The organism is Nitrospirillum karajorum (genome assembly GCF_036348415.1).
Taxonomy (GTDB): Bacteria; Pseudomonadota; Alphaproteobacteria; order Azospirillales; family Azospirillaceae; genus Nitrospirillum; species Nitrospirillum amazonense_B.
In genome coordinates, this window is the sequence record NZ_JAZBQB010000004.1 from 485,666 (window position 1) to 510,106 (window position 24,441).

Consider the following 24,441-nt stretch of genomic DNA (forward strand, 5'->3'; position numbering starts at 1 on the left):
GGTGACCAAGCCCACAGGCCCGGAGGGAAAGAACAACATGAGCAGCACGCGCGGCCGGATACTGGCTTCGATCCACAGCGGCCAATCCAATCCTGCGGAGGAAACGCCGGCACCTGCGACCGGGCCTTTCAACGGCACGGTCGACCGGCGGCGCTTCCTCGCTACCACAGGGGGGGCGTCCCTGGCGGCAGGGCTGGTCAGCCGCACGGTGTTGGCGGCCAATCCACCGTCGCCCGCCAATCTAGCGGTCATGGCCCGGACCAGCTGGTCCAATCGGTCCAGCGGCACGCGACTGGCGGCCATCAACACCAACGCCGCGCCCACCAACTCCAAGGATGATACCGAGGGCGCCTTCGCCACGGAGCCGGAGTCCGGTCCGGCCTGGGTGGAGTATGCCTGGGACGTGCCGGTCCGCACCGACGCGGTGGATGTCTATTGGTGGCTGGGCGGATGGAAGGGGGCCTTGCCCACGGGGTGGCGGGTGTCCGCCTGGGATGGCAAGCGCTTCGTGCCCGTACGGAACGCGCGGGGGCTGGGCCTGGCGCCTAACGCCCACAACCGCACCACCTTCGACCCCGTCACCACCACGCGGCTGCGCCTGGATATCGACCCGGCGGCCAAGGCCTCCGTCGGCGTGCTGCAGTGGCGGGTGTGGAGCCATGGCGCCGTGCCGGTGTTCCCGCCCTTGGTCACTGCCGGTCAGGACCGCGCCGTCGTGCTGGGCGGGCAAACCTATCTGGGCGGCAGGGTGCGCACGCTCGATGCCACCCCGGCCGCCGCGGCCCTGTGGCACAAGGTCAGCGGGCCCGGTGCTGTCAGCTTCGCCGATGCCACCCGCGTCGACACCACCGCCCGTTTCTCCGCCCCCGGCGAGTACGTGCTGCAACTGAGCGCCAAGGCGGATGGCAAGTCGGCCCAGTCCACCTTGAAGGTACGGGCGGAAACGCCGCCGCCGGACGAGCGGCTGGATGTCGTCTACACCACGCCCTATGCCATCGACAGCCCTCTGTGGTCGGCGCGGGCCAAGGCGCTGATCACCACCTGGATCCCCCATTGCGTCGACTATTGCGAGCGGACGGACCTGAAGATCGGGCAGGGGGGCCTGGACAATTTCATCGAGGCGGGCAAGGCCCTGCGCGGGGAGCCGCACGGCGTCCACAAGGGCTATGTCTTCTCCAACGCCTGGGTGCACCAGACGGTGGAATCCATGTGCATCGCCCTGATGGTCGACCCGCAGGGCGATCCGGAGATTATCGCCGCCCATGACCTGATGCGGCGCAAGCTGGGGGAATGGATACCCATCATCCTGGCGGCGCAGGAGCCCGATGGCTATCTCCAGACCGCCTATACCCTGGCCGACCGGGCCAAATGGCCGGCGCGCTGGTCGCCGGAGCAGCGCGGCAACCATGAGGGCTATGTCGCTGGCTATTTCATCGAGTCCGCCATCAACCACTACACCCTGACCGGCGGCAAGGATCTGCGCCTGTACAACGCCGCCAAGAAGCTGGCCGATTGCTGGGTGGCCAACATCGGCCCTGGCAAGAAGGAGTGGTTCGACGGCCACCAGGAGATGGAGCAGGCGCTGGTGCGTTTCGGGCGCTTCGTCAACGATATGGAGGGGCGGGGTCACGGCGACGCCTACATCCGGTTGGCGCGCTTCCTGCTGGACAGCCGGCGGGGCGGTTCGGAATACGACCAGAGCCACCTGCCGCCGGGCCGGCAGTATGAGGCGGTGGGCCATGCCGTCCGCGCCGTCTATTTCTATTCCGGCATGGCGGACATCGCGGCCGAAACCCGCGACATCGATTACCAGAGCGCCGTGCTGTCCCTGTGGGACAACATGGTGAACAAGAAATATTACGTCACCGGCGGCGTTGGCAGCGGTGACACGGCGGAGGGCTTTGGCGAGAACTATGCCCTGCGCAACGACGCCTATTGCGAATCCTGCTCCAGCTGCGGGCTGATCTTTTTCCAATACAAGCTGAACCTGGCTTATCACGACGCCAAGTACGCCGACCTCTATGAGGAGACGATGTACAACGCCCTGCTGGGCTCCACGGCGCTGGATGGCAAGACCTTCTGCTACACCAACCCGCTGGTGGATACCGAGCGCACGGCCTGGCACGTTTGCCCCTGCTGTGTGGGCAACATCCCGCGCACCCTGCTGATGGTTCCGACCTGGGCCTATGCCAAGGACAAGGCCGGGGTGAACGTCAACCTCTTCATCGGCAGCCGGGTGAATGTGGGCGATGTCGCCGGCACCCGGGTGGAGATGGTGCAGAAGACCAACTACCCGTGGGACGGGGCGGTGTCCCTGACCGTCAACCCGGCCCAAACCACCCCCTTCGCCGTGCGTATCCGGGTGCCTGATCGCGCCACCAGCGCACTTTACACCGCCGTGCCGCCGGTGCGCGGCCTGGTCAGCCTGACGGTGAACGGCCAGCCGGTCCAATACCGCCTGGAGAAAGGCTACGCGGTGGTGGAGCGGGAGTGGGCGGCGGGCGACCGCGTGGATTTCGTGCTGCCCCTGGCGGTGCAGCGCGTGACCGGCGATGACAAGGTGGAGGCCACGCGGGGCAAGGTCGCCCTGCGCTACGGTCCGCTGGTCTACAACGTGGAGAAGGCGGACCAGCCCACCATCGACGCGCCCTTATCGACCGCACCGCTCACCGCCGAATGGCGGCCGGATCTGCTGGGCGGTGTGGTCGCCATCAAGGGCCGCTGGCAGGATGGCACGCCCTTGCTGGCCATCCCCAACTATGCCCGCATGAACCGTCTGCCGGTGCGGGCCGATGCCGTCGGCGGCACCAATTCCGGGATCAACTACGCGCTGGGCGCGCAAGGGCAGGTGATCGCCGACGCCGGCGCGCCGGGGGACGAGGATTTCGGCCGGGCCCGGCATTCGCAGGTGTGGATTTCCATGGTGTGACGGATGGGCGATTTGGCGGGCAGGGGGGCGTGACGGCGGCCTTGCGCGGGGCGTAACGTCGCCACCCCCAAAAATCACCTCCGTCCAAATTCCCAACCGGACAGGAAGGCACTAGATTAAGGGGAGGATCTTCCTGGAACCTGTGCCCGATGCCGTCCTCCGAAACCATTGCCCACCTCCATCTGGTTGAAGATGAGCCCGACATGGCGCGGGAGATTGTGACCAGCCTGGAGGCCCGCGGCTATTCCGTCAGCCATTCCGTCACCGCCGCCGCCGCGCTGGAGATGCTGCGCGCCGACCGGGGCGTGGCGGTGATCATCGTCGACCGCATGCTGCCCGGCGGCATGGACGGGTTGGACCTGGTGCAGGACCTGCGGGACGAGGGTATCGCTACCCCCATCCTGGTGTTGAGCGCGCTGGGCTCGGTCGATGACCGCGTGCGGGGCCTGGATGCCGGTGGCGACGATTACCTGACCAAGCCCTTCGCCGTGGCGGAACTGGTGGCCCGCGTGGAGGCCCTGCGCCGCCGCCCGCCGGATACCCGCGCCACCACCCTGCGCGTGGGGTCGCTGGAGATGGACCTGTTGAACCGCACCGTGCGCCGGGGGGAGCGGGAGGTGCCGCTGCTGCCCCGGGAATTCAAGCTGCTGGAATATCTGATGCGCCGGCCGGACCAGGTGATCACGCCGGCCATGCTGTTGACCGACGTCTGGCATTATCGCTTCGTGCCGCAGACCAACGTGGTCGACGTGCATATGGGCAAGCTGCGCCACAAGATCGACGATGTCGGGGAACTGCCCATGATCCATCGTGTCCGTGGCGCCGGGTTCATGCTCCGTGCCGCGGATTGATCTCTTCCGGGCCGGTCCGTTCCGGCTGGCGCTTGGCTTCGCCACGGCGCTGTCGGTGGGCATGCTGCTCATCTTCGGCTTCATCTACTGGCAGACCAGCGAGGTCGAAACCCGGCGCATGCGGCGGGACCTGGTGCAGGAGGCGGCGCTGGCGGCGCAGACGCGCGACGACGTGCTGCTGTACCAACTGCAGGTCCGCATCATGGCGGACTATCATCGGGTCACCGTGGCCGCCTGGTTCGATGCTGATGGAAAGCCGCGCTACGGCAACCTGGACGCCTTGCCACCGGATTTGCCCATAGACGACAGCGGGCATCGCCTGGATATCCAGACCAACAACACCGATCGGCCCGAGCCCGCCATCGTGGCGGCCGCCCGGCGGCCGGACGGCGGTGTGGTGGTATTGGGCCGCGCCATGGATGAGCTGCTGGCCTTGCAGCGGGTGGTGGCCCAGACGCTCATCATGGGCCTGCTGCCGGCCGTGGCCCTGGTTCTGGCCTCCGGCATCGTGGTGGGCGCGCGGGCGCGTCGGCGGGTGGAAATCATGCAGCAGACCATAGGCCGCATCATGGGCGGCGACTTGCGCGAACGATTGCCCCTGTCCGGCAATCGTGATGCCCTGGACCAGCTGTCGGCCCGCGTGAACCAGATGCTGGACCGCATCGTCCATCTGTTGGATGAGATACGGGCGGTGGGCGACAACATCGCCCATGACCTGCGCACCCCGCTGTCGGTCATGCGCGCCAAGCTGGAACGGGGGCTGGCGTCCCCCGGCCCCGGTGAGCTGCGGCGGGGGGCCGAGGCGGCGCTGGCCGACCTGGACAAGGCCTTCGCCATGATCACCGCCCTGTTGCGCATCGCGGAACTGGAGGACAGCCGCCGCCAGGCCGGGTTCACCACCGTGGACCTGACGGAGGTGGCGATGGAGGCCTTCGACCTATACGAACCTTTGGCCGAGGCCAAGGGCGTGACCCTGGAGCGGGAGGAGGCCGAGCCCCTGTTCGTCGTGGGGGACCGGGATCTGCTGATCGAGGCGGCGGCCAATCTGGTGGACAACGCCGTGAAGTTCACGCCCGAAGGCGGCCGCATCGTCATCCGGACCCACATGGCGGCGACGGAGGAGGGCGGCGGCCAGGGCCCGGTGCTGGAGGTGTCGGACACCGGACCCGGCATTCCCGTGGCGGAGCGGGCGGCCGTCATCCGCCGCCTGTACCGCTTGGACAAAAGCCGCCATGTCCAGGGCAACGGCTTGGGCCTGTCCCTGGTGCAGGCCATCGCCACCCTGCATGGGTTTCGCCTGGTGATCGGCGGTGGCGAGACCGGTGCCGTCATCGCCCTGGCCTGCGGCACGCCGCAGGCGCAGGGCGATTAAGGAAACCGGCGCTCGGGACCGCCGTCGCGGCTTACGCCCGCACCGAGGTGAGGAAGACCTGCACTTCCTGGCGCAGATTTTCCGAGTTGTCCGACAGCTCTCCGGCGGAGGTCAGCACCTGTTGCGCCATCGTGCCCGTGGTGGTGGAGCTTTCGGTGACGCCGGCGATGGCCTCGCTCACCTGATGGGTGCCCTGGGCCGCCTGCTGGACGTTGCGGGCGATCTCCATCGTGGCGGCGCCCTGCTCCTCCACCGCGGAGGAGATGGCGGTGGAAATGCCCCTGATCTGCTCGATGATCAGGGAAATGTCCTTGATGGCCGTCACGGTGCTGTGGGTCTCCTCCTGCATCGACGTGATTTGCTGGCCGATTTCACCGGTGGCCTTCGCCGTCTGGTCGGCCAGCATCTTCACTTCGCTGGCGACGACGGCGAAGCCCTTGCCCGCCTCGCCGGCGCGGGCGGCTTCGATGGTGGCGTTGAGCGCCAGAAGGTTGGTCTGGCTGGCGATATCGTCGATCAACCTGACCACGCCGCCGATCCGCTCCGCGGCGCCCATCAGGTTCTGCACCAGGGCGTTGGTGGCGGTGGCCTTGTCGAACGCCTCGCCGGCGATGGCGGCGGACTGCGTCACCTGCCGGGCGATTTCCTTGATGGAGGAGGACAGCTCCTCCGTGGCGGTGGCGACGGTCTGCACATTGGCCGAGGTCTGCGTGGACGCGGTCGCCACGGTGACGGCCTGGTTGGAGGATTGCTCCGCCGCCGACGCCATGGTCAACGACGCCTTCTTCAGCGCTGCGGAGGAGGTGGAAACGGTCTGGACCATGCCCATGACCTTGGCCTCGAAATCGTCGGCCATGCGGTTCATCGCCCGCTTCTGATCTTCCGCCGCCTGCGCGCGTTGCGCCTCCTGCTCCGCCCGCAGGTGGGCGTTGTCGATGGCGTTGCTCTTGAACACGCCAACGGCGCGCGCCATCCCCCCGATCTCGTCCTTGCGCTCCGTTCCCGGAATATCGACGGCGGTGTCGTTCCTGGCAAGCCGGTCCATGGCCGCCTGCAAGGCGCGGATGGGGTTGACGATCCCCCGTCCGATCAGCCACGCCATCACCAGCCCGGCCACTATTCCCGCTGTACCGGCGGTGATCGACAGGCTTATGGCCTGGTCGATCACGTCCTTCACTTCCTGGGCGTTCTGGTTATTCAGGTTCTCGAAGTAATGAGAAACGGCGTCGTTGGCATCTGCGTAACGCTTGGCCGAGTCATCGATCATCTTTACTGCCGCGCGGAACTCCTCTGAATTGGCGGCGACGCCGCGCGCCCGCAAGGCATCAAAGGATTTCGCATCCGCAGCAAACGTGGTCACGGTGTCCGCGAAGGCCTGCGTCAGCTTTTTGCCCTCATCGGTGCGGATTTTCCGGCTCACGGTATCGATATCCGATATCGCATCCCCAAAGGCTTTGTCGCGTTTAGCGATATAGGACTCCTCACCCGTTGCCACGTAGCTCCAAGTCATGACGCGCCCTTGGCGGACATTGAGATAGGCATTCTTCAGTCCGATGACCGCCTCCGAACGGCGATGGGCCGTCTCATATTCCCGCTTGATACTCTCAAAACGGATAACGGAGACTGTAATCAAGGTAATGATCAGGACTATTAGTATTCCGAATGCGCCAAAAAGGCGCGTTGGAATCTTAAGATTGGACATCAAAGTCGCCACCATGGACTGGAATGTAGATCATCGCCAAAATATGCAGGATATTCTCGCGGAGAAAAGGGCGTCTTTTGCACCAGGGTCATGCTCTCGCTGCGTCTCCTGGCAGCGACCACCCTTCTATCCTTTCCCGTTCGATTCGGAATGGCCTGGTTCTGGGGATGGCGTGGATTATCTACTTTAAATTGTCTTTTTCTGAAATCCTGCTCCACCTTTGGCCGCGCCTGGCATCCATGGCGGCCTGATGAGACAGATATTTTAGCCTGCCGAGGGCCATCGGCTTCTGTGTCATTTCGCACTGCAACCAAAAAAATTATTTAATCCCAATTAACCGGAACGTCCCCTATTTCCCAGGGTGTTGGGTTTTCCGAACCCGTTCTCGAGGGATCACGAGACGTGTCGCACCACATCCTGAATGACCGCCACCGGCCCCGCGCCGACCGTTCCCGTTTAAGCGCGGGGGCGCCGTCATGATCGAAATCGTCAAGATCGCCCTGCGGCGGCCCTACACCTTCATCGTGATGGCCATCCTGATCCTCATCTTCGGCGTGTCGTCGGCGGTGAAGACGCCGACCGATATTTTCCCCGACATCGGCATTCCCGTCATCGCCGTGGTGTGGACCTACAACGGCCTGCAGCCCGACGACATGGCGGGGCGCATCATCGGCTATTACGAGCGGTCGCTCACCGCCACCGTTAACGATGTCGAGCACATCGAATCCCAGTCGATGCAGGGCTTCGGCGTGGTGAAGGTCTTCTTCCAGCCCAACGTCAACATCAACGCCGCCCAGGCGCAGGTCGTGGCCGTTTCGCAGACGGTGCTTAAGCAGATGCCGCCGGGCATCAACCCGCCGCAGATCTTGACCTTCAACGCCGCCAGCGTCCCCATCCTGCAATTGGCGCTGTCCAGCGACCATCTGTCGGAAACAAGGCTGAACGATATCGCGCAGAACTCCATCCGGCCGCAGTTGGTGACCGTGCCGGGCGCCGTGCTGCCCTCGGTCTATGGCGGCAAGGTCCGCCAGGTTCAGATCGACCTGAACCAGCAGGCCCTGCACGCTTACGGCCTGTCCGCCACCGACGTCGCCGCCGCCTTGTCGGTGCAGAACCTGATCACCCCGGCCGGCACGCAGAAGATCGGCAAGCTGGAATACCCGGTGGACCTTAACGACTCCCCAGTGAATATAAATACTTTCAATGACTTGCCAATCAAGACGGTGAACGGCGCCGTCGTCTATATGCGGGATGTCGCCAATGTCCACGACGGCAGCCCGCCCCAGACCAACGTTGTGCATGTGGATGGCAAGAAGGCGGTGCTGATGTCGGTGCTGAAGGCCGGCTCCGCCTCCACCCTCGACATCATCGCCGGCGTCTATCAGCGCCTGCCCGACGTGAAAAAGACGCTGCCCGATGGCGTCACCCTGACCCCCATCGGTGACCAGTCCATCTTCGTGAAGGACGCCGTCAGCGGCGTGATCCGCGAGGGTGTCATCGCCGCCGGCCTGACCGGCCTGCTGATCCTGCTGTTCCTGGGCAGCTGGCGGTCCACCCTCATCATCACCGTGTCCATTCCGCTGGCCATCCTGGCCTCCATCACCACCCTGTCCGTCCTGGGTGAGACCATCAACGTCATGACCCTGGGTGGCCTTGCGCTGGCCGTGGGCATCCTGGTGGACGACGCCACGGTGACCATCGAGAACATCAACTGGCACCTGGAACACGGCAAGCCCATCGAAACCGCCATCCTGGACGGTGCCAAGCAGATCGTGGTGCCAGCCACCGTTTCGCTCCTGTGCATCTGCATCGCCTTCGTGCCCATGTTCGGCCTGGGCGGCGTGGCCGGCTTTCTGTTCCGCCCGATGGCGGAGGCGGTGGTGTTCGCGCTGATGGCCTCCTACGTGCTGTCGCGCACCCTGGTGCCGACCCTGGCCAACTACCTGCTGCGCAATCAGACGCATGCCGGCCATGGCCTGCACACCGACGTCCACGGCGCCCCGACGCGCAACCCCTTCGTCAAGTTCCAGCGGGTGTTCGAACGCGGGTTCGAGGCGGTGCGGTCGACGTACCAGGGGCTGCTGCTTCTGGGCTTGCACAACCGTCGTTGGCTGATCGGCGGCTTCCTGGTGGTGTCGCTGGGATCCTTCGGCCTGGCGCCCTTCCTGGGGCAGAACTTTTTCCCCGCGATCGACGGCGGGCAGATCAAGATCCACGTGCGGGGCCGCACCGGCCTGCGTATCGAGGAAATGAGCCGCCTGTGCGACCGCGTGGGTGACGCCATCCGCCATGTCATCCCGCCCAAGGATCTGGCCGGGACCGTGGACAACATTGGCCTGCCGGTCAGCGGCATCAACATGGCCTATGGCAACAGCGGCACCATCGGCGTGGAAGATGCGGACATCCTGATCGCGCTGAAGAAGGACCACGCGCCGACCGACAGCTATGTCGATACCTTGCGCCATGACCTGCCGCGGCTGTTCCCCGGCACGACCTTCGCCTTCCTGCCGGCGGACATCACCACCCAGGTGCTGAACTTCGGCCTGCCGGCCCCGCTGGACGTGAAGGTCGTCGGCAGCGACCTGGAGGCCAACCGCGCCTATACCAACAAACTGCTGGCCAAGATCGCCCGCATTCCCGGCGTGGCCGACGCCCGCATCGAACAGGCCTTCCAACTGCCGTCGCTGAAGGTGGCGGTCAACCGTTCGCTGGCCGGGCTGGTGGGGCTGACCGAGAAGGACGCCGCCACCACCATGCTGGATACCCTGGCGGGCAGCACCCAGACGGCGCCGACCTTCTGGCTGAACCACAAGAACGGCATCTCCTACCCCGTGTCCATCCAGACGCCGCAGCGGGACATTGACACCATGGCCGGCCTGCAGACCCTGCCGCTGACGCCCGCCAGCACTGGCCGCGCCAGCCAGCTTCTGGGTGGCTTGGCACAGATCAGCCGGGGCCGGCAGGACGCGGTGGTGACCCACTACAACGTCCGTCCCACCATCGACATCTATGCCACGCCCAAGGATCGTGACCTGGGCGCCATCGCCAGCGACGTGCAGAAGGCCATCGACAGCATGGCGGCGGAGTTGCCGCGTGGCAGCCACGTCGACATCCAGGGCCAGGTCACCACCATGACCAGCGCCTATCACCAGCTGTTCGTCGGCCTGGCCTTCGCCATCGTGCTGATCTACCTGCTGATCGTCGTGAACTTCCAATCCTGGCTGGACCCCTTCGTCATCGTCATGGCCCTGCCCAGCGCGCTGGCCGGCATCGTCTGGATGCTATTCGGCACCGGCACCACCCTGTCGGTGCCGGCCTTGACCGGTGCCATCATGTGCATGGGGGTCGCCACGGCCAACAGCATCCTGGTCATCAGCTTTGCCCGGGAACGGCTGGCCGCCGGTGTCGACGCCCTGACCGCGGCGATGGAGGCGGGTCACACCCGCTTCCGCCCGGTCCTGATGACGGCCCTGGCCATGGTCATCGGTATGGCGCCCATGGCCATCGAGCCGGGGCAGAACGCTCCTCTTGGGCGCGCCGTCATCGGCGGCCTGGTCTTCGCCACCCTGGCCACGCTGTTCCTGGTGCCGGCGCTGTTCAGCCTGGTGCATGCCCGTGACCATGAGCGCGCCCATGCCCCGGGGGACACGCTCATGACGGACACGCCCCGGATGGCCACGCCACCCCGGCGCCCATCTGATCCCATCCCCTTCGACCCGATCTTCCCCTAAGCCGCAGCCGCCGACCCGGATAGGAGCGCCCCGACAATGTCCACCGCCCAGATCACCACCCCCAATCCCCGCCGCCTGGCCCTGTTGGGCGGGGTGGCCCTGCTTGCCGCCGGCGCCATCGTCGCCGTTGGCCTCACCGACCGCGCCCGGGCGACGCGCGAGCTGGTCCAGTGGAACGCCGACCAGGCCATCCCCACCGTGGCCCTGGCGCCCCTGACCCGCGGCGCGGCGCAGCAGGCGCTGACCCTGCCGGGCACGCTGCAGGCCTATACCCAGGCGCCCATTTACGCCCGGGTCAGCGGTTATCTGAAAAGCTGGGACAAGGATATCGGCGCCAAGGTGAAGGCCGGTGACCTGCTGGGCACCATCGACACCCCCGACCTGGACCAGCAGCTGGAACAGGCCAAGGCTGACCTGACCAAGGCCGAGGCGACCGCCCGTCTGGCCGACCTGACGGCCAAGCGCTGGGCGGCGCTGGTGGCCTCGCAGTCGGTGTCGCAGCAGGCCGCGGACGAGAAGGTGGGTGACAGCGCCGCCAAGCGCGCCGCAGTGGAAAGTGCTGCCGCCAACGTCCGCCGGCTAGAGGCGCTGACGGCGTTCAAGCGCATCGTGGCGCCCTTCGATGGGGTGGTCACCGCCCGCACCACCGACGTCGGCGCCTTGATTAACGCCGGCGGCGGCGTGGGGCAGGAACTGTTCCAGGTGTCGGACCTGCACCGCATGCGCCTGTACGTCCAGATCCCGCAGGCTTTCGCCAGCCTGCTGACCCAGGGTGTCAAGGCCACCTTCGACCTGCCGCAATATCCCGGCCGGCATTTCGACGCCACGCTGGTGACGACGGCCAACGCCGTCAGCCAGGCGTCGCGCACCATGCTGGTGGAGTTGCAGGCCGACAACCCGGACGGTGTGCTGACCCCCGGCACGTTCGCCGAGGTGCATTTCCAGGTGCCCAGCAGCCCCGACATGGTCAAGGTGCCGGCGACCACCCTGATCCCCAGCGACAAGGGGGCCGAGGTGGCCGTCGTCGGGCCCGATGGTAAGGCGCTGCTGAAGACGGTCACCATAGGCCGCGACATGGGTGACAGCGTGGAGATCGTGGCCGGCCTGACGCCGGCGGACAAGGTGATCGACAACCCGCCCGAGACGCTGGCGTCGGGCGACCCGGTGCGCCTGGCCGGGGCGGGTGGGGTGACGGACAAGATGGCGGATGCGGCGTCCCCCGCCGCGCCCAAGGCGGAACGGTAACAGCCATGTCTCTCGGCAAAACCCTTCTGGCCGGCGGCGCGCTGCTGGCGCTGTCGGCTTGCAATCTGGCGCCGGATTACCAGCCGCCCCACCTTGACCTGCCACCGGCTTTCAAGGAGGCCGGCGGTGCCCCGTGGCAGCCGGCCCAGCCGGCTGACCAAGTTGCACGCGGCCCGTGGTGGACCGCCTTCAACGACCCTGTGCTGAACGGCCTTGAGGATAGGATAGAGGCGGCCAATCCCACCTTGGCGGTGGCGCTGGCCCGGTATGACGAGTCCCGCGCGGATGCCGCCGCCGTCTCCGCCGGCCTGTTGCCGCGTGTGGATGGCACCGCCAGCCTGACCAACAATCGGCAGTCCAAGGACCGGCCGCTGCGCGGTGCCGGCCAGCGGGATGTCTATGGCTCCAACACCGTCGGCGCCTCGGCCTCCTATGAAATCGACCTGTGGGGCAAGGTGCGTAACCAGGTGGCGGCCGGCAGGGCGACGGCCCAGGCCAGCGCCGCCGACCTGGCCTCGGTGCGGCTTGGCCTGCAGGCGGAACTGGCCAGCGACTACTTCGCCCTGCGCGGCCTGGATGAACGGGCGCATATCCTGGCCGACACGGTGACGGCCTATGAGAAGCAGCTCAGCCTGACCCAGACGATGTTCCAGGGCAACATCGTCGCCGGCATGGATGTGTCGCGCGCGGAAACGCAGCTGGACAGCGCCCGGTCCCAGGTTTCGCAGGTTGCCTCGCAGCGGGCGCAGATGGAACATGCCATCGCCGCCCTGGTGGGTGCGGCCCCGGCCCAGTTCTCACTGGCGCCCGTGCGCTGGACGCCAGCCTTGCCGGCGGTGCCGACCGGCCTGCCGTCCACGCTGCTGCAGCGCCGGCCCGACGTGGCGGCGGCGGAGCGCGACGTGCTGGCGGCCAACGCCGGCATCGGCGTGGCCCGCGCCGCCTATTACCCGGACCTGTCCCTGCAGGCGGTGGGCGGCTTCCAGGACACGGGCTTCAACCTGCTCAAGCTGCCCATGGCCTTCTGGTCGGTGGGACCGGGCATCACCCTGCCGCTGTTCGAGGGGGGCGGCTGGATGCCGGCCTGGCCAAGGCGGTGGCCCAGCATGACGAAGCCTCCGCCAAGTACCGCGAGACGGTGCTGAACGCCTTCCGCGAGGTGGAGGACAATCTGGCCGCCATCCGCTGGCTGGGGGCCGCCGCCAAAGACGAGGACGCCGGCACCCTGGCGGCCCAGCGCACCCTGGACATGGCCATGAACCTGTATCGGGATGGCGCCGACAGCTATCTGGAAGTGGTGACGGCGCAAACGGCCCTGTTGGAAGCGCAGCAGAGCAGCCTGGACCTCCACACCCGCCAGGTGCAGGCCGATGTGGCCCTGATCCGCGCCCTGGGCGGGGGGTGGAGCGTGGAGGCGCTGCCGTCGGACAATGAGGCGACGCGCTTGCCGGACCAGGCGACCAAGGCGCCCTGAAGGAAGGGTGGCGCCCCTGCCAGGAACGCCGCCCTTCCTTCCCCCGTGACCGTCGTCAGATGGCGCGCAGGCGGGCGAAGAAGCCGGTGATCTCCGCGTTCAGGGTGTCGGCGTCCAGGCGCAGCGCTTCGGAGGCGGAGCGCAAGGCGTTGGCCGACTGGCTGGTCTGTTCGGCGGCCCCGGCGACGCCGACGATGTTGGAGGTCACCTGCTGGGTGCCGATGGCCGCCTGGTTGATGTTGCGGGCGATCTCAGAGGTGGTCGCCCCCTGCTGTTCCATGGCGGAGGCGATGGCGGTGGCGATGGCCCGCATGTCGCCCACGACATGGGCGATGTTGCCGATGGCGTCCACCGCGCGGGTGGTTTCCTGCTGGATGCCGGTGATGTAGCCCTGAATCTCGTCCGTGGCCTTGGTGGTCTGGCTGGCCAGGGTCTTGACCTCGCTGGCGACGACGGCGAAGCCCTTGCCCGCCTCACCCGCCCGGGCGGCCTCGATGGTGGCGTTCAGGGCCAGCAAGTTGGTCTGGCTGGCGATTTCCTGGATCACCTGGATGATGTTGCCGATGCTCTGGGCGGCGTCCGCCAGGCCCTGCATGGTGACGCCGGTCCGCTCGGCTTGGGCCACGGCGCGCTCGGCGATGTCGGTGGAGCGGGTGACCTGGCTGTTGACCTCGCCCACGGCGGCGGCCAGTTCCTCGGCGGCGCTGGCGATCATCTGCACATTGCCCGTCGTTTCGGCCGAGGCGTTATTGGCCATTTCCACCATGCCGCGGCTCTGCGTCGCCATGTCCGCCAGGCCCGATGAATGGTTGCGCACGTCTTGCGAGGCGCTGACCACGTTGTCCAGAACCTGTGCCGTGCGCTGCTGGAAGTCGGCCAGCGAGTCCTCCACCGCTTGCTGTCGGCGCAGCTTCTCCTGCTGCTCGGCCTGTTGGGCCTGGGTCAGTTCGGCATTGCGCAGGCCGTTGCGCTTGAACACCTCCAGCGCGCGGGCCAACCGCCCGATCTCATGCTTGTCGTTCAGCAGGGGGATGTCGACGCCGAGGTCGCCATCGGCCAGTTGGCCCATGCGTTCGGTGATCAGCTTCAATGGCTTGGCGATGCTGCGCGCCAGCAGATAGGCGACCAGCCCCCCGGCGAGGACCACGAGGGCCGTCAGCAGCAACATATCAGTCAATATATCATGATATATCATGTCCACGTCATCGACGTAGATGCCGGCCCCCAATGCCCACTGCCACGGCTCGAAGCCCAGGCTGTAGGTCATCTTGGGGAAGCTTTCGGCCGGGCCGCCCTTGTTGCCGGGCCGCGGGTAGGTATAGGTGAAGGAACCGCCGCCCTGCCTGGCGGCCTCGATACCCAGGCGCACGGTTTCCACCCCGTCCGCGGTTTTGAAGTCCATGCGGTTCTTGCCCTCGAACTCCCGCTTGATGTGGACAACGGTCACGCCATCGTACTGGTTGACGTAGACGTATTCGCCATTGCCGAAGCGCAGCTTGCGAATGTCGTCCTGGGCGCCCTTCTGCGCCTGGGCGCGGGTCATCTCACCGGCTTGTTCACGGTCGTACCAATTTTGCGCGATCCCACGGGTGACCGTGAGGATCTGCTTCAGCTCTTCCTTGCGGTCGTCCATGAGCGTGGTGCGCAGGGTGGACAAGGCGAAGCTGACCGCCAGGGCCAGGGCCAGCACCAGCATGGGCATGAACAGCGCCAGCCGGTGGGAAATCTTCAGTTTGTTCAACATGAGGGGGGTCTTTCGCGGACGAATGGGGTCAGGCGGTGGCGACGGCGCACGGGTTGCCGTCCGCGCGGAAAAGGGCGTGGGGCAGGTCCAGATCGCGGGCGCAGGCCTCGGCGTGGCGCTGGTACACCTCCTCCACCCCGAAGCGGTGCAGCAGGTCCAGGTCGGCGTCGGTGACAGAGCCCCTGTCCCGGTCCTGGTAGCCGTAGCTGGCCACACCGCCTGCCTGGTGGTGCAGGCCGGGCGCGGCATAGGCATCCGGTTCATCGGGGAAAATGACGCTGGACCCGGCGCCGTCCAGGCTGTCCATGCGCTGCCAATGGGTCACCATCTCCGGCGTGAAGCGGTCACCCAGGCCCACGCGGCTGAACAGGGCCTTGGCCGCCGGTACCGGCTGGCGGGTCGCCTCGTACACATAGTGGGTGACGGGAACGCCCTGGCGGCGGGCATAGGCCGCCACCCGCACGGCATTCAGCGAGGCGATGACGAAGTTTTCCATCAACTGCTCACGCCCCATGCGATGGGACCATTTGCGCAGCCATGAGGCCAAGCCGTGCAGCGGCTGGCGATCCAGCACCACCAGGTGCAGCCGGCTGGCGGGATAGCCCGCCTCGATCAGCATGCGCAGGGGAACGTACAGGCATTCCGCTGTCAGGTAGGGGCCGGCCACGTCCTTGCAGAAGATGTGGGGCGCCTGGTCGGCCAGGGGAACGACCCAGGGGCCAGGCGTGCCGGCGGCCAGCACATGGCGCATGATCGCCTTGGTCGGCTGGTAATAGGACGGCAGGCCGGCCACACCGAACAGATTGGCCAGGGCGGTGGACCCCACGCGCGCCCGGCCCCAGGCGCAGGTCAGCTGGGGGAAGTCCTGCTCAGCCCTATCGCGGAAGCCCGCCCGCAGGTGGGTGGCCACCTGATCGTTCAATCCGGCAAAAGGAAATTCGCGTGTTTGATACCGTCCATCGGATGAAAGGCAGATGCCATCCAGCGCCGCGTCATCCTGTTCCACCAGTTCGGCAAGCGCCGCCAGGTCGATGATTTTCTTGTAGAATGCGACCATGAGTCTTCCTATCCCAAGAATTCCTTGGGCCTATTGCGGGGGTGCCTTGGGGATGGGTGGGGTTGCTTTCCTACACCAAGGTATAGGGTAGAGACTCTTAAGACAATATTAATAAGAAAAGATTCACAAACGGTACCACTAAAGTCCATATTACATTTCTGTGAACGCGTTTACATAGCAATTTATAAATAGTTGTTCAGTTTAGTTGACTAAAATTTTCCCGATTTATTATCGATTTTTCAGGACTAGAGCGGATCGAGGAGAAGCGGTATCGCTTTTGAACGCAAGCCAGCATGCTGAACAAGGCCTTGGGCGCCGCCTTCGGAGTGTCGCTCGGGTCCCCGCTGCGTCTTGTAAAAGCGCAGGAGGCTTGTTGAGCTTCGCTCAAGCATGTCAGCGCCAATCCCATTTCGAGGCGCGCAAAAAAACGGCCCAGCCGGGAAGGCTGGGCCGCAATGAAGGGAATTTGAAAACGTGAGGGTGATCAGTGATGGGCGTGGGCCAAGCCGCCGTCGCCGTCGCTGATGCCGATTTGCACGTTCTCCATCATGCCGCTGTCCTCATGGTCCAGGATGTGGCAGTGCAGGACGAATTCGCCGATATAGCGCTCATACCGGGTGCGGACGATCAGGCGGTAGTAATGCACCGGCGGGTTGGGTGACGGCTTGACGCCGGGCGGGGCGAAGGCGCTGAGGTTGGTCTTGACCCACAGTGTGTCCTTCCAGGCGCCTTGCAGGCCGGCGAACTGGGTGTCGCCATCGTCATCCACCGCGCCGGGCAGACTGACGTCCCGGCCCTTCTCATTATAGATGTGAACGATCTGGAAAGGGTTCACATGGATGTGGAAGGGGTGGCTTATGCTGTAGGAACGCAGTTCCCATTGCTGTGCCCTGCCCAGCACCAGCTTACGGTCGATACGGGCCGGGTCATAGGGGGCGGTTCCCTTGGGCACCCAGTTCGTGCCGTCGTACTGCACCATCTCGAAGCTCTTGCCCACGGTGAACTTGGTGTCGGTCAGGCCGGTATAGGGCTGCTTGTTGGGATCGTCGGGCACGCCCGGCCCAAGGTAGAACACCATGTCCTCCTGGGGCATGTCCTTCACCATGCCATCCTTGGTTACGTACTTCAGTTCGTCATCGGTGATGGTGGGGTGGGGCACGAAGCGGGTCAGCTTGATGGCTGGCTTGCCGTCGCGGTCCTTCGCCGTCAGGTCGCCGATGATCTGGTCGCGGACGTCGGGCCGCATGTTGCTGCGGGCAGAGGCCACCAGCGTTTCCACCAGGGTCTGGGTCGGGTTGGCGGTCGGGGTGCCGCCGCGCACCGTCACCACGCCCAGCAGGTTGCGCGGCGTGGCCGAACGGCTGACCGTGGAGGAGGCGTCTTGCGGCCGCTCGGTCACGCAATAATTGCCGGCTTCGGGAAAGACCACCAGCAGGTCATAGCGATATCCCGGCTGCAGGGTGGTGCTGGTGTTGGTCAGGGTGTTGCCCATGGTCAGGCCGTCGGCCGCCACCACCTGATAGGGTATAGCCGGGCCGGTGCACACCGTGTCCAGGAATGGGGTCATGCCGGCCTTGGTGGGGCGGGCGGCGGCCTGGGTCGTGTCCGCCATCTTGTGGAATTCCACGCTGATGGTTTCGCGGATGCCGGCATGGATCAGGCGCCAGCGCTCCACGGTGCCTGCCTGGGCGTCGGTGAAGGTGGGCATGACCACGCCGTTGATGCTGGTCCAGCGGCCGGATTGCTGCCAGCTGTTGGGGCCGAAATTGTCGATGTTGTCGATGATGCCGGTCTGGTTGGCCGTACAGTTCCAAGTCTGCTGGCCCTTGTCGTCCAGGCAATAATATTGGATCTGCTGGAAAACCAGCGTGCGCTCCTTGAACGATTGTCCGCCGGGGGTCACCAGCAAGGTGTCCAGGTCGCCGTTGACCTCGGGCGTCGGCTTGCGGTCGCCGCGGATGATCAGGGCGCCGGCCATGCCGCTGGCCACCTGCAGCGCCGTCGAGCCGTGGCGGTGCGGATGGTACCAGAAGGTCCCGGCCGGATGGTCCGCCGGTATGTTGTACTCATACTGGAAGCTGACACCCGGGTTGATGGAGATCAGCACGTTGTCGCTGTTGCCGGTCGGGCTGACCCACAGGCCGTGGGAATGCAGGTTCGTGCCGTTGAAGCAGTGCGGCTGGTCCACCGGCTTGCTGCCGTTGGTGCAGTCCGGATCCGGCGGCAGGTCGTTGTGCAGGGTGATACGCACAGTGTCACCGGGCGTCACGTCGATTTCAGGCGCCACGTACGGCGTTCCCGGCGATACGCCGGTGCCGATGTAACTGCGCAGGTGCAGGCGCTGGTAGCGCTGCTCGCCAGGATCGTACAGCGCTCCGTCGGTGAAGTTGATGTGCAGGTCGAAGGCGCGCTCCTTGCCCGCATGCGGCTGCGGCGCCGTCGCCAGGCTGACGGCTGAGGGGGCCTTGGGCAGCCCCAGCACGTTGGCCGATCCTTGCGCCGGTGCCGTCTGCGGCAGGACGGGCGGATTGGCGAACGTGCTTTGCGCCGCCACGGGCTGCGCGGTCGCCGCCCCCAAAGCCAGGCTCAGGGCCGCGGCCCCCGCCCAGCGCCAAGTGATTGACGCGCCATGCGTCGAATGTCGGTGCATGCTTACCCCCTTTTTGCGGCCCTAGGCCGCCCTATGGTTGAGTTGTTGGGGGCAATTTAACAGATGCCACGCGGCGATACACCCGTTTAGCGAGTGTAATTTTGATTTATGCTCCCTTCAGATGTAATCCGCTTGTTAATGGTTCCGTGGGAAAGGCTGTCGTCGATGGGCGGCCTGGCGCTACACTGACTTTTTCCGCGACCAGAAAAGGCAGCCTGATGACCGACCCTCTCTCCGATTTCATCCGCAGCCTGCCCAAGGTGGAACTGCACCTGCACATCGAAGGCAGCCTGGAGCCGGAGCAGATGTTCGCGTTCGCCCGCCGTAACCGCGTGGCGCTGCCCTTCCGCACGGTGGAGGAGGTGCGGGCCGCATACGCCTTCACCAATCTGCAGGACTTCCTGGACATCTATTACCAGGGCGCCCAGGTCCTGCGCACGGAAGAGGATTTCCGCGACCTGGCGCTGGCCTATTTCCGCCGGCTGGCCGCCGACGGCGGCGTGCATGCCGAGATCTTCTTCGACCCCCAGACCCACACCGACCGGGGCATCCCCTTCCCGGTCGTGGCCGACGGCCTGCTGGCCGGCATGGCGGCGGCGGAGAGGGAGTTGGGCATCACCGCCCACCTCATCCTCTGCTATCTGCGCCACCTGGATGAGGAGTCGGCCTTCGCCACGCTAAGGGCGGCGGAGCCCTATCTGGACCGCATCGCGGGCGTGGGGCTGGATTCGTCGGAGGTGGGCAACCCCCCGTCGAAGTTCGCCCGGGTGTTCCAGGCCTCGCGGGAACGGGGGCTGAAGCTGGTGGCCCACGCGGGGGAGGAGGGGCCGCCCGACTATGTCTGGCAGGCGCTGGACATCCTGGGCGTGGAGCGCCTGGACCATGGCAACCGCGCGCTGGAGGATGAGGCGCTCACCCGCCGCCTGGTGGACCAGGGTACGACGCTGACGGTGTGCCCGCTGTCCAACCTCAAGCTCTGCGTCGTGCCCAGCCTGGAGGCGCATCCCCTGCGGCGCATGCTGGACCTGGGCCTGAGGGCCACGGTCAATGCCGACGATCCGGCCTATTTCGGCGGCTATCTGCTGGACAACTACGTGCGGGTGGCGACGGCCTTGGGCCTGGACCGGGGGCAATTGGCGCAACTGGCCCGCAACAGCATCACCGGGTCCTTCCTGGATGCCACCGCCCAGGCGCCCCACCTGGCGCGGTTGGACGCCCTGGCGTGACGCCCTCGCCGGGATGGCTTGGTGGGACTGGTCAGCCGCCGAAGCCGCCTAAGGTGTGGTCATACAGCACCTTGGCCCCGATGCCGATCAGGCCGATGCCGCCCGCCACTTCCGCCCAGCGGCCCAGCACAGGGCCGGCCGCCCGGCCCAGCATGACGCCGCCAAAGGCCATGGTGAATGTCACCAAGCCGATCAGGGCGATGGTGGTCGGTATGTCCACATTCATATAGCCCAGTGTGATGCCCACGGCGGTGGCGTCGATGCTGGTGGCGATGGCGGTCATGGCCAGGGCCAGGGGCGAGTGCCGTTCGGCCTTGGGCTTGTCTTCATCGTCGTTCTTCCACGCCAGCCAAGCCATGCGGCCGCCCACGATCAACAGCAGGCCGAAAGCGATCCAGTGGTCGTACGCCTCGATGTAATGGGCGAAGGACAGGCCCAGGCCCCAGCCCAAAATGGGGGCGGCCAATTCGAACAGACCGAAATAGGCGCCCACGCGCGCGGCCTCGCGCACACCTGGGCGGTTCAGGCTGGCGCCCTTGCCCAGAGAGGCGGCGAAGGCGTCCATGGACAGGCTGAACGCCAGGGCGAAAGAGGTGGTGATGGGCATGGGAACCTTCGGGGCGGCAAACGCGACAGGCCAGGCAAGCGACAGCAGCACCACGCGTCCGGCCTGGCCCGGTCGAACACGACATGCCACTGGTCTCGCCAGCGGTCCCCGGCAAGCGGTGGACCGGTCGCACGCGCCACGGGCCGTACCGGCAAGGCCGGCTTACACCGGTCACGCCAGGGGCCCAAGTCTGTTGACGCGGCGCCCGCTCAGTATCGGCGGGCGGCTACTCCCCAATGATGGGCGCTGCTTAGCGGCTCATGGGGGGCGCTGTCAACCCTTCGTGGGCACCGCACCATGGCCGCTTTCTTAACCACCCCACCCCTTACGCCTATGGATCAAAGCCCGTTGGCGTGGCGCAGGCGTTCGACGGGATAGGCGTCCGCTAGAACGAAGAAGCTGCGCTGGGTATCAAGCACGGGTGAAAGGCGGTCCAGGGTCGGCAAGACGGCGGTTCCAACGGCGGACAGGGCTGTTGCTTGGTCCGGGAACCAGAACTCCAGCACATGATCGGCATAGGGCTCCGCGCCCCCCGGACCGGGCAGGGCGACGTTGACCAAGCCGGCGACAGGTTGTGACAGGGTTCGCAGGTCGTTCACGGCGCTGTCTCGGGCGGCATCGAACGCAGTGATGTCGGTCGAGGGTGACCGCTTCAGGAAAATGAACAGCTTGGCGGCGTCGGGCGTCGTAACGCCCCATTTCCCTTCTTCACGGACCACGGATTTCAGGACGGTGTCCTGATCGACGAAATTGTCTTCATCGGGACGCAGGCGGCTCAGATAATAGGGGGTGGAGACGGATGCGGCCAGATGACCGAAATCGTTGAACCAGACCTCGGTGACGAAGTCCCTGTCCGCCAGCCAAGGTCCGGAAGAGTCCGCTTGCGGATAAAAGACGTGATTTTGCTCATAGCGACTGGGCATGGCGCCGGCGTCGGCCGGCGGCGCAAACACCATCGGCCCGTGGACCGTCCGCAGATGCGTCAAGGCCTGGTCGCGGCTCTTGGTCAGACAGCGGCGACCCGCGATCAATAATTTTATGTCATTCATGGCGTTCCCCCTGGTTTGTGAGGGGACTCTCTCATCCGGAAACTGAGAACCAAAATCACTTATATCGAATAAATGTATCGATGATCGTGATTGGCGGCGGCCGATTAGGCGTCGATGTCTCCAGCTTTTTCTTAAGCGTTCCACCTTATGTTGTTTCCAGTCGTATTCAGCATGGCGAGAAAACAGCCACGTTCACATGGCGATGGCGTCTCGTTGCTTGATGTTACCGGTAACTTAGGCGACAGTGACTGCCGAAAACGATTACAAAACGGGGTTGGGAACGCTGTCATGACAGGAAGCTCGTCTTTCGGGCGGGGGTGCCGTCGGCTGCCCGCCACCTTCGCCGCCACGGTTGCCCTTTCGGTGCTGGCCGCTTGCCAGGCCGATCCTGGTCTCAGGGCGCCTCCCACCGCCACGGCGCCGTCGCTGTCCCAGGGGCCGGCATTGGTGGGGCAGGTCGCTTATCACTGGAAGAATGTGCAGATCGTCGGTGGTGGTTTTGTCGACGGCATCATCTTCCACCCCACCGAGCCCGGCTTGCGCTATGCCCGCACCGACATGGGGGGCGCCTACCGCTGGGATGGGGTGGCCGGACGTTGGGTGCCGTTGCTGGATTGGGTGTCCTACGCCGACACCAATCTGATGGGCGTGGAAAGCATCGCGCTGGATCCGCGCAACCCTGACCGGGTCTATCTGGCGCTGGGCACCTACACCAGTCCGGATGCGCCCAACGGCGCCATCCTGCGGTCCGATGACCGCGGGCGGACCTTCCGCCGCGTGGATGTGCCCATCAAGTTCGGCGGCAACGAGAACGGACGGGGCAATGGCGAGCGTCTGGCCGTCGACCCCAACGACCCGGACACCCTCTACCTTGGCACCCGTCATGATGGCCTGTGGGTCAGCCACGATGGCGCCGCCACCTGGTCGCGCGCCTCCTCCTTTCCCGATGTGACGGAGGATGCGTCGACGCAAGCCGTGGCTGGCGTGCCACCCTGGGTGCGGGGCGGCGCCGGCCTGGTGTTCGTGATCTTCGACCCCCGCAGCGTGGGAAAGGATGCCCGGGGCAGCCGCACGATCTATGTCGGCGCTTCGCTCAAGGGCCGCGACAATCTGTTCCGCAGCACGGACGGCGGCAAGACATGGGCGCCCGTGGCGGGCCAGCCCACGGCCAACCGGCCAACGCGCGCGGCGCTCGCCGCCGACGGCACGCTTTACATCGCCTATGGCAGCAGCCCCGGCCCCACGCGGATGACCGACGGCGCCGTGTGGAAACTGGACACCCGGCGGGGCAAGTGGACCGACATCACGCCGGAGAAGCCGGACGCCGCCCACGGCAGGGCCTTCGGCTATGCCGCCGTGGCGGTGGACGCGCACAACCCCCGGGTGGTCATCGCCAGTTCCTTCGACCGGCACCGCCGGCCGGGAACCTCACCCGGGTTGGGTGAGGATATCTTCCGCAGCGTGGATGGCGGCAAGACCTGGCACGGCGTGTTTGGCGGCCCCCAGGGCGATGGCAAGAACGGCGGCGTCTATGACTACAGCCTGGCGCCCTATGTGAAGCCCACGCCCATCCATTGGCTGTTCGATGTCGAGATCGACCCCACCAACCCCGATCACGCCCTGTTCACCACCGGCTATGGTGGGTGGGAGACGGTCGACCTCCGCGCCGTGGACAAGGGCCAACCCACCCACTGGCAGGTGATGAGCACGGGCATCGAGGAAACGGTGGCCATGGCCTTCACCAGCCCCACCCAGGGCGCGCCCCTCATCTCCGCCATCGGCGACTATGGCGGGTTCGTGCATTGGGATCTGGACAAGCCGGCGGCGGAGGGGGCGGCGGCCCCGCCGCTGTTCGGCAACACCGACAGTGTGGTGTCGGCGCCGCTGAAGCCGGAGGTGGTGGTGCGCGTCGGCATCCGCGACGAACGCTATCCCGGTGCCAATATCGGCTACTCGCTGGATGGGGGCCACAGCTGGCAGCCGGCCGGGATGCCCACGCCCGAGGCCAAGCGGGGCAAGGTCGCCGTCTCCGCCGATGGTGCCACCTGGGTGTGGACGCCGCAGGGGGCCAAGGAAGGGCTGGTGTCCGGCGCCTTCGTCACCACCGACCGCGGCGCCACCTGGACCAGCGCCCAGGGCTTGCCGGAGGGCGTGCGGGTGATCGGCGACGCCATCGATCCCGACACCTTCTACGCCCTGTCGCTGTTCGACGGGAAACTGTACGTCAGCACCGACCGGGCGGCGCATTTCCAGGCCCGGCCCTTCACCCTGCCCAACGGGCTGCCCACGCCGGCGGTGGTGCGGAACGGCCGGGGCGACCCCCGAGGCGGCCAGGATGCACTGTACGCTATGCCGGGCGCGCGGGGGGACTTGTGGATCGCCGCCTTCGACGGCCTTTACCATGGCACGGCCGCCGGCGGCGCCTACTCGCGGATGCCGGGCGTGGAACAACTGCACGCCTTCGGCTTTGGCCGGGCGGCGGCGGGTGCCGCCACGCCGGCCCTGTACCTGGTGGGCACCATCGACCGGCAGCGGGGCATTTTTCGCTCTGACGACGCCGGCCAGCACTGGGTGCGGGTGAATGACGACCAGCACCAATGGGGCCTGATCCTGCAGGTGTCCGGTGATCCCAAGCGCTATGGCCGCGTCTATGTGGGCACCCATGGCCGCGGCATCGTCTATGGTGATCCCGCTTAAGGGAATTACCATATAAGCCAAAGGGTTAGTGCCTTCCGGCTAATAGGGGGTGGGCACTAACCCGATACCCTTTGCAGCTTTGCCACTATAGGATGGTGTCCGCGATA

At 66.1% G+C, this 24,441-nt stretch carries 13 protein-coding genes and 1 pseudogene; 8 read left to right on the forward strand and 6 right to left on the reverse strand.

The window, feature by feature from the left end:
* Positions 1-37 precede the first annotated feature (37 nt).
* From UCD39_RS27650 to UCD39_RS27660, 3 genes are all read left to right on the forward strand, one after another.
* Entirely contained in the window at positions 38-2,929 is a 2,892-nt protein-coding gene (locus tag UCD39_RS27650) for a glycoside hydrolase family 127 protein (RefSeq protein WP_330498817.1), read from the forward strand.
* A 149-nt stretch (positions 2,930-3,078) separates the two neighbouring features.
* Positions 3,079-3,780, forward strand: coding sequence for a response regulator transcription factor (locus UCD39_RS27655; protein ID WP_330498818.1), 702 nt, complete (start codon positions 3,079-3,081; stop codon positions 3,778-3,780).
* Entirely contained in the window at positions 3,767-5,152 is a 1,386-nt protein-coding gene (locus UCD39_RS27660; RefSeq protein ID WP_330498819.1) for a sensor histidine kinase, read from the forward strand. Before UCD39_RS27655 ends, UCD39_RS27660 begins: the two co-directional genes overlap by 14 nt.
* A gap of 31 nt (positions 5,153-5,183) precedes the next feature.
* On the opposite strand, the gene UCD39_RS27665 is transcribed toward UCD39_RS27660, so the two are convergent.
* A complete protein-coding gene (locus UCD39_RS27665) occupies positions 5,184-6,869 on the reverse strand; it encodes a methyl-accepting chemotaxis protein (RefSeq protein WP_330498820.1) in 1,686 nt (561 codons plus the stop codon).
* Between the two features lie 461 nt (positions 6,870-7,330).
* On the opposite strand from UCD39_RS27665, the gene UCD39_RS27670 reads away from it, so the two are divergent.
* The 3 genes and pseudogenes from UCD39_RS27670 (at position 7,331) to UCD39_RS27680 (ending at position 13,304) form a co-directional block, all read left to right on the forward strand.
* Positions 7,331-10,585: an efflux RND transporter permease subunit gene (locus tag UCD39_RS27670; protein WP_330498821.1), complete on the forward strand. Its 3,255-nt coding sequence runs from the start codon at positions 7,331-7,333 to the stop codon at positions 10,583-10,585.
* A gap of 36 nt (positions 10,586-10,621) precedes the next feature.
* Positions 10,622-11,830: an efflux RND transporter periplasmic adaptor subunit gene (locus UCD39_RS27675; RefSeq protein WP_330498822.1), complete on the forward strand. Its 1,209-nt coding sequence runs from the start codon at positions 10,622-10,624 to the stop codon at positions 11,828-11,830.
* A 5-nt stretch (positions 11,831-11,835) separates the two neighbouring features.
* Positions 11,836-13,304, forward strand: a pseudogene (locus UCD39_RS27680) (efflux transporter outer membrane subunit).
* Between the two features lie 55 nt (positions 13,305-13,359).
* Here UCD39_RS27680 and UCD39_RS27690 read toward each other — a convergent pair.
* From UCD39_RS27690 to UCD39_RS27700, 3 genes are all read right to left on the reverse strand, one after another.
* Positions 13,360-15,048, reverse strand: a complete 1,689-nt coding sequence (locus tag UCD39_RS27690) for a methyl-accepting chemotaxis protein (RefSeq protein ID WP_330498825.1) — start codon at positions 15,046-15,048, stop codon at positions 13,360-13,362.
* Between the two features lie 28 nt (positions 15,049-15,076).
* Positions 15,077-16,105 carry a sulfotransferase family protein gene (locus UCD39_RS27695; protein ID WP_330498826.1) on the reverse strand — a complete coding sequence of 343 codons (1,029 nt, stop codon included), beginning with the start codon at positions 16,103-16,105 and terminating at the stop codon, positions 15,077-15,079.
* Between the two features lie 484 nt (positions 16,106-16,589).
* Positions 16,590-18,755, reverse strand: coding sequence for a multicopper oxidase family protein (locus UCD39_RS27700; RefSeq protein ID WP_330498827.1), 2,166 nt, complete (start codon positions 18,753-18,755; stop codon positions 16,590-16,592).
* A gap of 215 nt (positions 18,756-18,970) precedes the next feature.
* Between UCD39_RS27700 and UCD39_RS27705 the strand changes: the two genes are divergently transcribed.
* The gene (locus tag UCD39_RS27705) at positions 18,971-19,981 is read left to right on the forward strand and encodes an adenosine deaminase (protein ID WP_442943731.1); all 1,011 of its coding nucleotides are present in this window, start codon (positions 18,971-18,973) and stop codon (positions 19,979-19,981) included.
* Positions 19,982-20,012: 31 nt separating this feature from the next.
* On the opposite strand, the gene UCD39_RS27710 is transcribed toward UCD39_RS27705, so the two are convergent.
* Together UCD39_RS27710 and UCD39_RS27715 are read right to left on the reverse strand one after the other, a co-directional pair.
* Complete coding sequence (locus UCD39_RS27710; RefSeq protein WP_145735459.1) at positions 20,013-20,588, reverse strand: manganese efflux pump MntP; 576 nt, start codon at positions 20,586-20,588, stop codon at positions 20,013-20,015.
* Positions 20,589-20,926: 338 nt separating this feature from the next.
* Complete coding sequence (locus UCD39_RS27715; protein WP_330498829.1) at positions 20,927-21,637, reverse strand: EthD domain-containing protein; 711 nt, start codon at positions 21,635-21,637, stop codon at positions 20,927-20,929.
* Positions 21,638-21,925: 288 nt separating this feature from the next.
* On the opposite strand from UCD39_RS27715, the gene UCD39_RS27720 reads away from it, so the two are divergent.
* Positions 21,926-24,334, forward strand: a complete 2,409-nt coding sequence (locus UCD39_RS27720; RefSeq protein WP_330498830.1) for a WD40/YVTN/BNR-like repeat-containing protein — start codon at positions 21,926-21,928, stop codon at positions 24,332-24,334.
* Positions 24,335-24,441: the final 107 nt, after the last annotated feature.

Excerpts from the sequence above, each read along its gene's own strand:
- UCD39_RS27715 (WP_330498829.1), bottom strand. The coding sequence starts at position 21,637 with ATGAATGACATAAAATTATTGATCGCGGGTCGCCGCTGTCTGACCAAG.
- UCD39_RS27675 (WP_330498822.1), top strand. The coding sequence starts at position 10,622 with ATGTCCACCGCCCAGATCACCACCCCCAATCCCCGCCGCCTGGCCCTG.
- UCD39_RS27665 (WP_330498820.1), bottom strand. The coding sequence starts at position 6,869 with ATGGTGGCGACTTTGATGTCCAATCTTAAGATTCCAACGCGCCTTTTT.
- UCD39_RS27720 (WP_330498830.1), top strand. The coding sequence starts at position 21,926 with ATGACAGGAAGCTCGTCTTTCGGGCGGGGGTGCCGTCGGCTGCCCGCC.
- UCD39_RS27695 (WP_330498826.1), bottom strand. The coding sequence starts at position 16,105 with ATGGTCGCATTCTACAAGAAAATCATCGACCTGGCGGCGCTTGCCGAA.
- UCD39_RS27710 (WP_145735459.1), bottom strand. The coding sequence starts at position 20,588 with ATGCCCATCACCACCTCTTTCGCCCTGGCGTTCAGCCTGTCCATGGAC.
- UCD39_RS27655 (WP_330498818.1), top strand. The coding sequence starts at position 3,079 with ATGCCGTCCTCCGAAACCATTGCCCACCTCCATCTGGTTGAAGATGAG.
- UCD39_RS27650 (WP_330498817.1), top strand. The coding sequence starts at position 38 with ATGAGCAGCACGCGCGGCCGGATACTGGCTTCGATCCACAGCGGCCAA.
- UCD39_RS27670 (WP_330498821.1), top strand. The coding sequence starts at position 7,331 with ATGATCGAAATCGTCAAGATCGCCCTGCGGCGGCCCTACACCTTCATC.
- UCD39_RS27700 (WP_330498827.1), bottom strand. The coding sequence starts at position 18,755 with ATGCACCGACATTCGACGCATGGCGCGTCAATCACTTGGCGCTGGGCG.
- UCD39_RS27690 (WP_330498825.1), bottom strand. The coding sequence starts at position 15,048 with ATGTTGAACAAACTGAAGATTTCCCACCGGCTGGCGCTGTTCATGCCC.